The organism is Neptunomonas sp. XY-337, assembly GCF_004959845.1.
Taxonomy (GTDB): Bacteria; Pseudomonadota; Gammaproteobacteria; order Pseudomonadales; family Balneatricaceae; genus Neptunomonas; species Neptunomonas marina.
Genome location: NZ_SPLL01000001.1, coordinates 168,312 through 183,024, shown reverse-complemented (window position 1 = coordinate 183,024; position 14,713 = coordinate 168,312). Strand labels below are relative to the sequence as shown.

Below are 14,713 nucleotides of genomic sequence, written 5' to 3'. Positions count from 1 at the left end.
ATGACCTTTCTCGAACTCTGTAAACGCCTTCGTCAGGAGTGCGGTATGTCAGGGACAGGCCCGGCCTCTGTGGTCGGGCAGCATGGAGAGTACAAGCTCGTTGTCGACTGGATTGCTCAGGCATGGGTGGAGATCCAAGCGAGCACGCCTGATTGGGAGTTTATGCGCAAAGACGCTGCGTTAGTTGTCGATGCACAAAAGATAAGCCTGCCAACTGACTGTGCTTTACCAATCGCGCTTGTATTGGAGCATCAGGGACAAAAGCGAGAGCTGTTTCATCTGCCGTATGGTGAGTTTCGTGAGCGTTACCGGCTGACGGTCTTCGGTCTCGGATTGCCCGTGGTTTGGACCAATGCTGGCCACGTCGCTCACTTTAGCGCGATACCTGACCAACCTTACTCGGCTGAGCTGGAGTACTACCGCACCCCTCAGATTCTAACGGAAGGCGTCGACACTCCACTGATGCCAGAGCGGTTTCACATGCTGATCGTCTATAAGGCGATGGAGTATTACGCTCTGTACGAGAATGCACCTGAAGTGCTGGCTCGTGCACGACAGAGCTACAACGAAAACATCAGCGAGCTTTCGCGTAGTTACCGACCAGCCATTTCTTTGGCAAGGCCTTTGGTATGACTTCTATCCATACGCCGCTTAAGGGTGGCTTGAATCTCGCAGCTCCGCCTAATCAAATAAAGCCCGGTCAGTTGCTGTTCTGCCAGAACTTTGAGTGTCCGATCGAGGGTGGTTATCGTGCTATCAAAGGGTACGAAGAGCTCACGGGAACCGTGCCGGGTAAAGGGCCTATTTTGGGCGTAGCCGCATTCCGTGATCACTATGTAGCGATTCGGGAGCAATCAGCAGGAAACACCGCAGCACTGTATAAAAATACGGGTAGCGGCTGGACGCTAGTCGGTAGCGGCATGGAAGTAGGCCGTTACTCGATTGATGACTATACCTTCAAAGCGACGGATTATTACCGAGCACTGTATATGGTCGGCGGTGGTAAACCGTGGAAATATGATGGCAACAGCCTTTCTCAAATCACCTCAGCCCCGAGCGGTGCTCAGTGGTTGAAGTGCCACAATTTCCATCTTTTCCTAGGCTTTGAAGTCGGTAGCATTCAGCACTCTGGTGTTGGTAACCCTGAAGATTGGGCAGGCGGTAATGCTGGCGAGTTTGGTACGTCGGACGCGCTGACCGGATTTTCATCGACAACTGGCGGCGTGCTGATAGCCTTTTGCCGCAATAGTATTCAGGCTCTCTATGGGCAGTCTCGGCAATCGTTTCAGCTAAAGCGGCTCACGGCTAACGCAGGCGCAAAGCCTTGGACGGTTGCTGATATGGTCAGCCCTTACTTCATTAGCGAGCGTGGCATTAGCAACCTGCAGGCAGTTCAAGCTTTCGGAGATTTTACCCCTGCCACGGTTGGATATCAGGTTGATCCACTCTTCAAGCAAGGCTTTGTTCCCTCGATAGTTTTGGTGAATAAGGCTTCCAATCAGCTCCGTGTCTTTAGCGAAGAGGGGCAAGGTATCTACTTGACGACGTATGCGACCGAAACGGTAGGTGCGACGACCGTACAGTTTGAGCATGCGGTTCGATGCTCCTACTCCGGCGAGCTTGATTCGGGGGAGGAGGTCTCTCTATTTGGCTCTGATGATGGTCGCGTGTATCGCTTTGATCAGGGAGATAGCTTTGCTGGGCTTGATATCGTGTCAACGATGACAACCGCGTTCAACACATTCGGATCCCCTGATGTGCGTAAGCGTATACGCAGGATCGCGCTTGATCTAACCAATACCGAAGCCATCGACCTTAAAGTCTTGCCTCAATTCAACGGCGGTGATGCTGATATTGCTAGACACCGGGCGCAAGTTTTAGGGCGTTCAGCTGCCGGCGGCTTTTGGGGGCAGGCTCAGTGGGATGGCTTCGCTTGGTCAGGGCCTATTCAAGCGAGAGATCGGATATCAATTGCTGGGACGGCAACCGACATGGCTCTGACGTTCTCGTGTCTGCGTAATGGCACGGCACCTTTCTCAATCACTGGTTATACAACGCAATACGAAGCGCGGAGGTTAGAACGTGGCTAACCCTTTTTATGACAACAGCGACCCCGGTCAGCGTTTTATTTCAGGCGAGACAGCGCGCGGTGGTGATGTTGATGCAAAGTTTGATGAAGTGGCAGCAGGCTTTGATAAGGCTGATCAGCGCTTTAAGCAAACGGTGTCAGTACCTGAAACAGATGGGTTTGAGTTACCGGACGTTTTAACGCGTAAAGGCAAAATACTTGAGTTCGATGAGCAGGGGAAGCCTGTTACACAAGCCTCTGCAAGTGGTATTCGTCAGCTAGAGCAATCAGCTCAACAGTCAGCGAGTCAGTGTGGATTGCTTGTTAACCAAGCTCAACATGCTGCTGGACTTGCCCAGCAGGCTGCTTCTGATGCCGAGCTAGAGCGACAACAGGCGAGTGACCAGGTTGCGCTTGCGTCTCAACAAGTTGCTTTAGCCCAAGGCAGAGTTGATGCAGCAGCGGCTCAGGTCGCCCTTGCAGAAGAGCAGGTAACCCAAGCCGGAAGGGAAGTGGCTAGTGCGCAGGCCGAAGTTGGCCGTGCATCAGCCCAAGCTGACCGAGCCGAGCACGAAGCCAACCGGGCGCAAGGATATGCTCAGGCGGCTCAGAACATCGTCACCCCTGCGAACTCAGTGAAAAGCTCGAGCGCTGGTCAACAGTTGGTGGTGGGTGATGTGGTTCTAGTGAAAAGCGCGGGGCAGCGTTACCCCATGCCCTTAAGTCCCGCTGTAGGTGCTGAAGTCACCCTTCGTCTCGGCAGCTTTGACGATACCCTGTTGGGCTATTCGGGCAACACAGCAGAGCGAATCGAGGGAGGCTCTGACGACTACTTACTTAATATCCCGAATATCGCGTGCACGTTTAAATACTTCGGGCCTACCGAAGGATGGAGGTTGATTTGAGCTCACTAAAGGAAACTCTTGGCCTGAGGGGCAACATGAGAGAGCGCGTTGAGGTTTTTGATACCTCAGCCTTGTGGACCGTTCCTAACCGCGTGTTTGCTGCTCGGCTTACGCTAGTTGCAGGAGGGGGCGGCGGGGCGCGCAACGAACATGAATATGGGATAGCCGCATACGGAGGAAGTGGCGCTTATATTGTCGACCTGCCCATTTCACTCACACCGGGTGAGGTTGTCGATATTCAGGTGGGTGATGCTGGAATTTCTAACTCCGAAAGCCCCGGGTTTTCTAATATCAATGTCTCGGGTGTTGATGGATCTAATTCCTCGGTGACCACACAGGCAAAAACATTCACTGTTTTTGGTGGAAAGGCTGGCCGAGTCCGCATGTCTACTTCACCAAAGGTTGGCATTGATGGCGATGGTGGAGAGCCCAACGGAATCGATGGGGAGTCCGGCAAGAAGATCGTCACGCCGGTTCATCGATATGGTTTCGGTGGATCTCCTAGCGTTCAGCCGGGAGCAGGTGTGGCGATACTCTCATGGTTAGAGGAGGCTAGCTAATGCGGCATGCACTGATTAATGGTGGAGTTGTAGTTTCTGTACAGCGATGTCCGCCCGATTACTTGGCTCACGCTCAGGAACTGTATGAAGCAGTTGTCCCCTTAGGGAGTTCACTCGCTGGCCCCAATTGGACATATGATAGCGTGAGTGGTGAGTTTGCCCCGCCACCTGAGGATATGTCGGCTCTTTCAGTCCCTGAAACGGTAACTCGTTTTCAAGCTAAAGCGTTACTTCATTTATCAGGCCACTTGCCCGCAGTTGAAGCATATATGGAAAGTCAGGATACCCCGTTTCTGACTAAGCTGGCGTGGCAAGAGGCGAGCTTTCATCGCAATAGCACGATGATCATCGAGATCGGGTCTCAGCTTGGGCTTACGCCACAAGAGATTGATGAAATGTTTATTCAGGCCAGCGCAATCAGCTAATTACCAACCCACTGTTGTGAAACGGAGGAGAAAGATTCATGGCAATGACATATGAGGAGGCCGTTGCTAAAGGCCTTCGCGGCGGTGACATGTTCCGCGCAACGGGCGGTATCTCAAACGAAGATGTCAAAGCGTGGGAAGCAGCCAACCCCGGTAAAAAATATACTGACACAGACGGCCCTCTGACCCATGCAGAGTGGATCCGACTAGGGCACTTAGGTGGTTTGAAGACTGGAGCAAATGATCCAGAAACGATCAAAAAGGCGCGCGGCAATAAAACAAAATGGGTGTCTCCTACTGAACTCGAGAGCATCCCTTGGAACCCAACAAGTTACCAAGCTCCCCAGACAGGAAAAACAGGCGGAGTAAAACCCCCTAACCCTAGTAACGTCGCCGGTCAAACTCAAGCAAGCTCCACAGGTTCAAGTAACGGCAACGGCGGTATTCTTGCGTCACAGGTAGCGTCTGCTATCGCATCGTCTCAATCTGCCAGCCCTGCGAGCCAAACAAACAATAACGGATGGACGATTTCACCCACTGGTACACCATATCGACCTGTAACCAATACAGGTGGCCAGCAGGCTGGGCAACCTGCCAGCTCGCCCTCGGGTGATAGCTCATCGAACCTACCGTCTTCGCAAGCAGGTAGCACGGGTACAGAAAGTGAGTATTCGATAGATCACCTCAATCGCATTACCGCGAGCGACAATCCCTATATCCAAGCTGCAAAACAAAACGCGAAAGAGACCGCCGCAGAGCGAGGGCTCCTGAACTCTGCAATTGCTGCGGGAGCGGGTGAGCGTGCTGCTATCGAGGCGGCTTCTCCGTTTGCGCTGCAAGATGGTGCATTCCGCCAAAATGCCGCACTTAATCATCAGCAGTTCCGAAATCAGGCGGAACTGGCTCGTTACAACAACCAACTGAGTATCGAGCGCAGTGCTTACGATGTAACGGCGAACACCCATGGAGAGTATCTGGCGGCTGTTGAAGAGATTACTAAGCAGGCAACGATCTCTATCAACGAGATTGAAACGTCACCAAGCATAAAGCCTGAAGACAAAGAGGTAATGATTCAGAACACGATTGCGCGCCGTGATGCTGATTTGGCTTTTACTCGACAGCTCTACAGCAGCATGCCCACTTGGAATCTGTCATGGATCAACCTTTCAAATATGCCAGCCCCAGGAGTTAGCTAATGAGTTTTGATTTAGATATTCCCGTGCTATCCGATGGCAGTGGATCTGATTGGGATCTGTTCGATGGAGACGCTACCAGTACGGATGGCTTCGACTTCTTTGAAACGGTCGGCGATTACGTGTCTAGCCCCGATTTTTGGAAAGGTGCAACCAGTGCTGGGCTTCAATACATGATGCAGCGCCAGCAAGCTAAGGATGAGAAGAAAGCAGCTGAACGCCGCTATCAACAGTCTTTAGCCCAAGCACCGACAAACGGTATTGGTAACTATTCAAGCCACAACCAATCACTCACAAACGGCCTCTTGGCCGGGGCTAGAAAGGTGTAGCTATGGATGGTGATGGTTTTGGATTTGGCCCGGGAGATGCCGATGCAGGCCTTGGACCGGGACAAGGTACGGGTTTTGGTACGCAGAACGATGGTGTCAGCAATGATGCGAGTGACAGTGCGGGTATAGATGCCGCGACCGCTGCGCTTGGTGCTCCGGCACCGGCACCTAGCCCAACCAGTCAAAGGGAATCAGCTAGACGAGGGGTTGAAGTAGGGCGCCGCTCTTCGATGGATACCATGAGCGCTTACGACATGAACCGTGAAATGGACGCCTACTCAGCGTTAGCAAGTGGCAATCTTGAGCAGGCAACGACCGCAGCTCAAGGGTTGTCATCGGCCCAGATTGAGGCAAGCGATATTTTGGGTGCTGGTGTTGATGCATACGGGAAAACTAATGCGAACATGTTCGGCAAGGCCTTTCAAGTTGGGCTTGATCAGCTTGGACCATTTGGGGCACTAGCGAACTCTGCTCTAAACAATATGAAAGAGCGTGAGGCGCGCGAAGCCTTCGGAATAAGCCGCTCTAACACCCAACTAGCAAAAGACATCGGCAAAGATGCTCTAGCCAACATTGCTCTGGGGAAGGTTGGCGGCTTAGTTGGCGGTCTAGCGGGCAGAGGTGTCGCCTCGATCACTGGAAACAATGTGATTGGTCAAGGTGTCGGCTTGCTCGCAAGTCGCGCCACTAAAGGGGCGATAAAAGGCGCTTTCAACGGCGATATCGAGGTTACCAATAAAGATATTTCCACAAATGATAACGCTGATAGCGGTTTACTTAGTTCCGCGATATCTAAGCCGCCAAGCGACACTCGCCGAGATCCTTATCAAATGCAAAGTGCAGCGCCTGACACGCGACTAGCTAACTTCACTAATGGCTTTGATGAAGCCGAACAAGCCTTGAGGACTGTTTAATGAACGGACTGTTACAAAGCGCTCAACAGAAAAGTACACAACAACCTCCTCAAGCTGCGCCAAAGCAAGGAGAAATGGATCCACGCCAGGTCTACGAAGGTTTGGTCTCTATGATGCTTGATTATTTGTACTCAGAGTCAGGTGTTCAAATGGTGCAGCAGAGTATGCAAATACAAGGGCAGCCTCACGAAAACATCGGGATGCTCGTTGCGCGTCTAATCCAGCGTATGTTTATTACCGCCAAAACGCAAAAAGTACAGGTTCAGGCGAGCATCCTATTCAGCGCAGGTATGGAGCTGTCTCAAGCGGTCGCAGATATGTACCTAGAGAGCGGTGCTATCCCAAAGGAGCAAGGGCCAAAGATTGCAGAAGAAGCATTCTATAAGTCCATTGTGCGGTTAGCTCAGGAGACATCGACGGAGATATTTTCCCAACAAGAGCGGCAGGACTTCCAGCGACTGATGCAGAAACTGAAGCAGATGAAAACTAGCGGCCAGCAGCCTCAGCAAGCGCCATCGAACGGAGGTGTAATGTGAGTATCGGTGGACTTCTAGCAACGGCTTTAGTGGGCGGCGTCGCTGGTGTGGCGGAGGGGCAAGTCTCCCGCCGTAAAGAAGAGATGGCAGAGAAGAAAGCGCGTGCGCTGGAAATGCTTCGCCACAACAACAGCATGGCTGTAGCTCAGCAGCGCGAGCGCGGTGCTAATGAGAGGCTGACGAAGGAGCTGGCCTTCAGAGAGAGTGAGGGCGAAAAGGATCGTAAACAGCGAGGTATTCTGGCGTCAGTGAAAGCAGCGCAAACAACGGGACTTAAGGTTGGGCGCTATAAGCCAGTTACGCAAGACGATGGAAGCCAGAGCGTGTTGGATACTGCGACGGGGGAATTTATTAATCCGTCTGCCGCTGAGGGTGGGGCTATTTCGCCCGATCATATGGCGGCCGCGCATCAGTATGCAGAAGAAAAGATCAATCAGCAGGCTGGTTGGCTTTCAACGGATAAGAGCGACTTCGGTCAGTTTGGTGGAGATCGAGATAAAGCTCGCGAGTTCTATGAGAACGAGTACTTTCAAAAAGCTGGTTTAAAGCAAAACGCTCTGCAGGCGCTTCAAAGTAAATTCGGAGCAAAGTAAACAGCCCACAATAACCTGTCGTGAGACACGTATGAGCAGTTACCTAGACGATTTTAAGAAACAAAACCCCGGTGTCGAGAAGTACTCTGACGCGGAAATTATCTCCATTCTTCCTGATATTAACCCTTCATTAGCCGGCCTAAGTCATGAGGAGCTTGTTACCTTCGCGACGACGCCAAAACCAACTGGGTTGTTGAGCAACGCAGTGGCTAGCTATCACTCTGTGATGGGAAATACCAAGCTCAACACCGCTGCGGAAAAGGCCTCCGATATCAATGAGCCAAGCTTTGCGTCTTTGTCGACTCAGAAGCCTAGCACAAGTCTTTTCATGGGTATGACGGGCGATGAATTAAAGCGCAGGTCGCTCGCTGCAACCGGCCAATTCCAAGAGTTGGATAAGGATCTTCAAACCACGCTTGATGATGCAGAGTATCACCAAAAGGAAGCGAGCAAAGCGGTACTGTCTCCGACCACTCAAAGGTTCCTGAAGGGAAGTGGCGAGGATGAATCATCGATAGTTGACGACTTCTTGGCTGACCCGTTCACGATTGTAACGGAGATTGGAGCAAGCTCTGCGTATGGGTCTTTGGAGGCTCTGGGCACTGGAGCGCTTATGAGTGCAGCAGGGCCTGTAGGTTTCGCGTTAGGCAGTGGACTTGGTTCTGCACGAGTTGAGTTTGCGGCCACTGTGGCCGAAGAGCTTCGCGAAAGCGGAATCGACTTAACGAACGCAGCGCGTTTCCGAGAGGCACTTAGCGCGCGGCCTGAGCTGCTGACCAGTGCGGTAAGTAAAGCTCGAAAAAGAGCAGCTGCAATCGGCACAGCAGATGCGTTAACAATGGGCTTGGCTTCCAAAAGTCTTGGCTTCGGAAAAGGTGTAACGAAGCAGTTAACTAATATGGCCACTCAGGGTGCCGTTCAGATTGGGGGTGGAGCTGCAGGGGAGGCCAGTGCACAGCTGGTTACTGACGGCCAGATCACAGATGGTCGAGCGATTGCGGCAGAGGCCGTGGGTGAGCTTGTAACGACGCCCATCGATGTTGCAGTTGCCACCCGTACTGTACTTGATAATGCGTCTTCCAATATCAAAAGCGCTGGCGAAGAGGCTGCGGCAGCTGGGGGCGATGCTCTTGATCAGGCGTCTGCTAGAGCAGATACGGCCAGCCAAGAACTACCAAATGCCGTTGCGACATCCGCTGAAATTCAGAAGGCACGAGAACAAATTGATTCTGGCGCCCAAGACAGTGCAACGCTGATTCAAGAAGCCCCTGTGTTTGAAGAGCGGCCAACGGCGTCACATCGTGATATGTCTGGTATTGATGGTTTGATCGTCGCGGCGGAGCGAATGGGCTTTGCTGATGAGGTGGCTACCTTGTCGACTGCCAAGCGTGTTTACCAGCGCGCTGCGAGGGCAAAGGCCGGCGGTAACGAGCGGCTTGCAGAATCTATGTATCGTCGGGCAGATGATCTGTTTCGAAGTGCGACAGAGACCAACGAGCAAGTTCAAGCGGTAGCTAACCAGTTTCCTGCGCCTTATGTGAGTACTGGTGAGGTTGTCGGTGGTGAGCTTGATAGCTCTGTAAAAACAGAGGGTGCCAAGGTAGGTGAAACCTATGATCAGCCGCTAGAGGTCAGTGTTGATGTGGGTGCTACTCCAGAAAGCGCAGCGTTATTGCCTGATGCTTCTCTTGAAGTGCCTGAAAATGGCTTGGCACCCAGCCAACAAGACAGCAGCATTGATCCTGAATATACTTCTGAAGCGAAGAAAACGTTTTGGGAGGAATTCAATAATGGCGCACTTCGACGCGGACCCGGAAACAGTCGAGAGGCTCAAAAAGCTTGGGTGGAAGAAAGAATCACCGCTGGACATGGATTTGACCGGGGCAGACCACGAGTTCTCGCCGGAACTCCTGGCGGAGGTAGAGAGACTCTGTTCTTTGGAAACGGAGTCGCAGGGTTCCGAGGAATCGTCACCGACGGACAAGTAACACGAAACAAAGCAGGCCAAGAGGTGTTTACTCTTAGAGTAATACCTCCTGAGCTGATGCAGAAAGGCGCTACTGAAAGCGCGTCCATTTTAACGGTATCTCTCAAAAATACTGGCAACAACGAATATGAAGTTGGCGTTCTTGGACCTGTTGAAGGTGGCGCGGCGGCTCAAGCTCTGGCCGGTACGGAATACTTAAGCGACACTGGCAAAACCAGTCCTCAGGGACTGAAATACCTCAAGCTCAATATCGGCAATACTGCGACCAAGTCCTTTCTATCTGAGGCTGTGCGCCGCTTGGCCATGCACAATGGCAAAGCCCCTAATGCTGTTATTTACTCTGCGCGTGATACAGGTGCACGCGCTGGCGACGACACAGTACGCAAATTCAATAGAGATACTATCGAGAGTCGGTTTAGTCGAACGCCCGAGACTCAATCTCTCATCGACTCTATTAAGTCTTTCCATCCTGAGGTAAAGCTCAACGTAACGGAGAGCGATACTCAACTCGAAGTCTCTAAGATAGAAGTGCCTCCAGAGCTACGTTCCAAAGGTATTGGATCTGCAGTTATGGAGCAGATTATCAGCCACGCAGATAAGCAGCAGAAAACTCTCGTTCTCACACCATCATCTGATTTCGGCGGTAATAAAGCGAAGTTAACAGCATGGTATAAGCGGTTGGGGTTCGTGGAGAATAAGGGCCGAAATCGTGATTACGAAATAAGCGAGAGTATGTATCGGCCTGTTGGTGCTGCGAGTTTTTCACGGTCAAGTGCTTCGCGTAATACAAACACGCCGATCTCGCGTGATCAAGTAGATGCGATTGCCGTTCGTATTACCGCTGACTGGGCGAATGCTCCCGAAATGATAACCGTTGCGACGGATCGCGAGCTTCCTGCGGATCTTCAAGCCACCATAGATGAGCAAAACGCACGTAACCAAATAGATGGCGTATTCCATAATGGCCGGTTTTACCTCGTAGCTGACAAGATTCGGACTGAAGCCGACGTGGAACGTATTGTACTGCACGAAGCGCTTGGTCACTACGGATTACGGCAGCTCTATGGTAGCGCACTTGAATTCCATATGGATCAGCTTTTCGAACAAGTGGGCGGCTATTCTGGTATTCAACAGTTAGGCCAGAAGTATGGTTTCGACCTTTCAGGCTATTGGGATAACAGCAGCGGTATGAGCATAGCAGAGCGTCGCCAAATGATGGCTGATGAGCTCGTCGCGCATATCGCTGGGACCGGTAAAGTCGCCCCAGACTTGATTCAGCGGATCGCGCATATCATTCGCCGCGGCCTTCGCAAGGTGATGTCTGGCACTCGGTTTGCCGAGTCGCTCGATACCATGACCGACGTGGAGATTCTGCGAGTCGTCGCTGCTGCTCGAAAAGCGGTTGTTAAAGGTGAGGCACGAGTTACCACACTGACTCATGACCCTCGCTTTGTCAGAGCATTTGAAGATGCAATGTATGGGGAGCCAGCTTCCAATGACACTGAAGTTCCAAGTACTCCATCAAATGCTGCTGAAGACAGTAAGCCAAGCACCGCAGGAGACTTGCACGGGGAGTCACTCGACGACTACCAAGCAAAGCGTTCGGCACACAACTTCTCTGAGGCACGGTTAGCTGCGAAAGACTTTCAGGGGAGTATTCTAGTTAACGAAGAAACCCAAATGGAGGCCGTGGTATCTCGCAACACGCTCGACAAAATGTTGAGCCGTAAAGCCGTTACAAAATCAGAGAGCCCAGCCGGTCATTCAATGGCGGTTGCTAACGCGGACCACTTGTTCGAAAAGGCTGTTTTGGGCTGGTCAAAGGCTGACAGTAAAGGTGAGGCTAGCATCAAAGCAATTCATCGTTACTTTGCGCCATTTGTGGTTGATGGAAAAGCGAGCATTGTAAAACTCACGGTTAAGGAAACCGCTCGTTCAGGACAAAATAATCCTCTTTACTCTCTTGAGTCTGTGGAGCTAAACGAAACCTCTGCAGCTTGGTGGGTTGAGACAGTCGCTAAAGCCGATGGCATTAACCTGGATTCAATCCGCTCTGCAGAGGTCATTTACAGTCTAGCGAACGCTGTTGAAGAGTACAATCAGGATACGCGATTCTCTCGCACTCAAACTCCGTTAGCTGACGGCTTCAGTGCACCTGAGGAAACAATATCTCGCCAAGCTATTTCTTGGATCGCAGATAAGTTTCATGTGCTTAAAAAGCTTCAGGCTGATATCGAGTCTTCAGGTGGCAGTATCTCTGAACAATCTGATGCGTATCTAGCGGAGGAGCTATTCCACGGTAAGGCAGAGAACGATCTGCGGCTTATGCGAGATACCTACATCGAGCCTCTAGCAAAGCAGATGGTGAAGCTGGGTATTACGCAAGAGCAGCTCGACCAGTATTTGTACGCCAAGCATGCGCCAGAGCGAAACGCGCATATTGCCAGCATTAACCCTGATCTCCCGGATGGCGGTTCTGGGATGACTAATGCAGAAGCGGCTGACGTTCTTCGTACCGTTGAAGCAGATGGTAAACAAGCGGACTACGAAAAGCTGGCCACCATTGTTTATGATTTGCTGGAGTCTCGCCGCTACGAAATCCGAGAGAGTGGTTTGGAAGATACCGGCCTGATCGATGCGTGGGAAAGCAAATACGAGCATTATGTTCCGCTCAAAGGCTTTGCTGTCGATGAGCAGCAAGAAGGACTACCTCGCAGTGGTAAGGGCTTTACGATAGGTGGGAAGGAGTCAAAGCGTGCGCTCGGGCGTAAATCCCAAGCTGCCAGTCCATCCTCATATGCAATACAAGACCTGACCGAAACGTTGATTCGTAAGCGTAAGAACGAAGTCGGTAATGCTTTCCTCGCTTTGGTGGAAGAGAATCCGAACACTGACTATTGGCAAGTGTTTACCGATGACTCCCCAGAGATGGATCGACGCATTGTTCAAAGAACAGATCCTGAAACGGGCAACAAATACGAGGAGGTCGTTGAGCGGCCCATTCCCATGGCGATGCTGTCTGATCGTTACTTCAGCACTAAACGTGACGGCACTACATATTACATTAAGCTCGAAGATCCCCGCTTGATGAAGGCAATGAAGAACATTGGTCCTGATTCGAGTAACTTCTTCATACAAGGGCTGGCAAAAGTTAACCGGTTCCTATCGTCGGTAAATACATCATTTAACCCCGAATTTGTTGTAGGCAACTTCGCACGTGATATTCAAACGGCGGTACTTAATCTATCCGCAGAGCAGTCTCGAGCCGACGGTAAGATCCAAGGTGAGAAGATCGTAAAGCAGACTGTGAAGGATGTTCCTGTTGCGATGCGTGCGATCTATCGATCGCTGCGTGGTAAAGTGTCTAAAAACGAGTGGGCCGCATACTTTGATGAGTTTCGCGAGGCAGGTGCTAAAACTGGCTACTTCGATATGAAGGATATCGATGGTCAGGCGGCTGATATCCAGCACCTAGTTGATATCGCAAAGGGCGGCGTGAAGGGAGGCTTTATAAAGTGGGGTGGTGCTACCTTAAAGCTGGTTGAAGATCTCAACCAATCGGTAGAGAACGCTGTGCGCCTGAGTGCTTATGTCAATGCTCGTCGTGCTGGCGTCAGCAAAGCGAAAGCGGCGTCTTTGGCGAAGAACATGACAGTGAACTTTAACCGACGCGGCGAGGCAGGTACTACGCTGAATGCGCTGTATATGTTTGCGAACGCATCGATACAGGGCAGCATGAACTTTGCGCGGACGATGGGTAGTTTGCGAGGGGAGAAAGGCGATCCTGTTTGGCAGCGATTGCATACTGCCCAGAAGATCAGTGCTGGCCTCATGGCAGGGTCATTTGCCATTGCAATGGCTAACCGGGCGGGAGCGGGTGATGATGAGGATGGCGAAAACTGGTACGACAAAGTGCCGCAGTACGTTAAAGAGCGCAACCTAGTAATCATGAAGTCTCTCTTGGGTGGCGAGCAAGACGGCTCCTATTGGAAAATTCCTTTGCCTTACGGTTACAACATTTTCCATGTGTTTGGGACATCGGTTGAAGCAGCGGCTATTGGTGAAACCAGTGTGCCACGTGCTGCTGCAGATTTGATGTTGGCGACGCTAGGTAGCTTTTCGCCAATCGGTTTTCAGGATAGTAACTCCTTGAGCGTTGGTATCATGAAGAACGTTGCGCCCACTATCGCCAAGCCACTGGTAGATGTGGTCGCAAATGAGAACTTCATGGGCTCATCCATCTATAACGAAAACTTTCCTTTTGGTACACCAAAGCCTGATAGCCACCTTTCACGACGTTCCACACCCGAGGGCTACAAAGCTATAGCTGAGTTCTTAAACGAGGTCTCCGGTGGTTCTCGCTGGCGCTCCGGTGCACTCGATATCAACCCTGATGTCATGCGGTATTTTGTAAATTTCGTTACGGGCGGTGCGGGTGCTTTCGTGGCTGATAAGCTTCCTGATAATGTCTATCGGGTTGCCAATGGCGTGGACCTCCCATTGCACAAAACGCTCTTTCTGCGTCGAGTGAACGGGCAGGTATTGCCGTATGCCGATCAATCAGCGTTCTATGATCGACGTAACGAAATAGGGCAAACGTATGCTGAATTTAAAGCACTTAATGGACGCGAAAGAGGGGCGTTTTATCGGGAAAATAGAGGGTTGATATCTCTGCGTCCGAAAGTGAAGCAAGTTGAGAAGCAGCTAAAGGTGCTCAGAAAGAGACGTGATCTAATCTACGCAATGAACCTGTCTGCTGCTGAGCGAGATCGTCGCCTTAAAGCAATCGAGCGAGACATGAAGAAGGTGGTAGATCAGTTTAACCTGGCATACCGGCGCGCTACTCAAAGCGCTCTATAATCCAAACCACGATAGGGCAAAAAATCGCTATCAATACTGCGGCCATAAATGGAAGTATGCCGAGTATTGATAAGCCGGCAAAGAACCGTTCCCCGGTTAACCCATACAGCCCTGCACAGACGATAGATGCAAGAAAACCATTGGTAACGATATCACCTAGAATATCCTTATTTTCCGTCATGTTTCATGGCTCAGTTTTTAAGTGTTCACACTAGGATACTCGGCTCTAAGTTGTACGCATAGCGAACGGTTAGTTCAGTAATGAGCAAAGCGTATATTGAGGTTTGATTATTGACTATTGGTGCACTAAATTGAGCTGAGTCTCAGCACGAAAACATCCCGT

The 14,713-nt window shown here is 51.3% G+C and carries 12 protein-coding genes; 11 read left to right on the top strand and 1 reads right to left on the bottom strand.

Features of this window, described 5'->3' with window-relative positions:
- Window positions 1-45 precede the first annotated feature (45 nt).
- From E4L36_RS00975 to E4L36_RS00925, 11 genes are read left to right on the top strand one after another with little or no spacing between them, the layout of a single operon-like run.
- The gene (locus tag E4L36_RS00975; RefSeq protein WP_136678613.1) at window positions 46-633 is read left to right on the top strand and encodes a hypothetical protein; all 588 of its coding nucleotides are present in this window, start codon (window positions 46-48) and stop codon (window positions 631-633) included.
- Entirely contained in the window at window positions 630-2,090 is a 1,461-nt protein-coding gene (locus E4L36_RS00970) for a hypothetical protein (RefSeq protein ID WP_136678612.1), read from the top strand. Before E4L36_RS00975 ends, E4L36_RS00970 begins: the two co-directional genes overlap by 4 nt.
- Entirely contained in the window at window positions 2,083-2,973 is an 891-nt protein-coding gene (locus E4L36_RS00965; protein WP_136678611.1) for a hypothetical protein, read from the top strand. Before E4L36_RS00970 ends, E4L36_RS00965 begins: the two co-directional genes overlap by 8 nt.
- 35 nt (window positions 2,974-3,008) lie before the next feature.
- Entirely contained in the window at window positions 3,009-3,533 is a 525-nt protein-coding gene (locus tag E4L36_RS00960; RefSeq protein ID WP_127692888.1) for a glycine-rich domain-containing protein, read from the top strand.
- Window positions 3,533-3,958 (top strand): hypothetical protein, encoded by a 426-nt coding sequence (locus E4L36_RS00955; protein ID WP_127692889.1) that lies wholly within the window; start codon window positions 3,533-3,535, stop codon window positions 3,956-3,958. Before E4L36_RS00960 ends, E4L36_RS00955 begins: the two co-directional genes overlap by 1 nt.
- Window positions 3,959-3,996: 38 nt before the next feature.
- A complete protein-coding gene (locus E4L36_RS00950) occupies window positions 3,997-5,154 on the top strand; it encodes a hypothetical protein (protein ID WP_136678610.1) in 1,158 nt (385 codons plus the stop codon).
- Window positions 5,154-5,480 carry a hypothetical protein gene (locus E4L36_RS00945; RefSeq protein ID WP_136678609.1) on the top strand — a complete coding sequence of 109 codons (327 nt, stop codon included), beginning with the start codon at window positions 5,154-5,156 and terminating at the stop codon, window positions 5,478-5,480. The genes E4L36_RS00950 and E4L36_RS00945 overlap by 1 nt, the downstream gene beginning before the upstream one ends.
- Before the next feature lie 2 nt (window positions 5,481-5,482).
- Window positions 5,483-6,394, top strand: a complete 912-nt coding sequence (locus E4L36_RS00940) for a hypothetical protein (protein WP_136678608.1) — start codon at window positions 5,483-5,485, stop codon at window positions 6,392-6,394.
- Window positions 6,394-6,930: a hypothetical protein gene (locus E4L36_RS00935; protein WP_136678607.1), complete on the top strand. Its 537-nt coding sequence runs from the start codon at window positions 6,394-6,396 to the stop codon at window positions 6,928-6,930. The genes E4L36_RS00940 and E4L36_RS00935 overlap by 1 nt, the downstream gene beginning before the upstream one ends.
- Complete coding sequence (locus E4L36_RS00930; RefSeq protein ID WP_136678606.1) at window positions 6,927-7,523, top strand: hypothetical protein; 597 nt, start codon at window positions 6,927-6,929, stop codon at window positions 7,521-7,523. Before E4L36_RS00935 ends, E4L36_RS00930 begins: the two co-directional genes overlap by 4 nt.
- 31 nt (window positions 7,524-7,554) lie before the next feature.
- The gene (locus E4L36_RS00925) at window positions 7,555-14,370 is read left to right on the top strand and encodes an LPD38 domain-containing protein (protein WP_136678605.1); all 6,816 of its coding nucleotides are present in this window, start codon (window positions 7,555-7,557) and stop codon (window positions 14,368-14,370) included.
- On the opposite strand, the gene E4L36_RS00920 is transcribed toward E4L36_RS00925, so the two are convergent.
- Window positions 14,351-14,551: a hypothetical protein gene (locus E4L36_RS00920; RefSeq protein WP_136678604.1), complete on the bottom strand. Its 201-nt coding sequence runs from the start codon at window positions 14,549-14,551 to the stop codon at window positions 14,351-14,353. The genes E4L36_RS00925 and E4L36_RS00920 overlap by 20 nt on opposite strands.
- Window positions 14,552-14,713 lie beyond the last annotated feature (162 nt).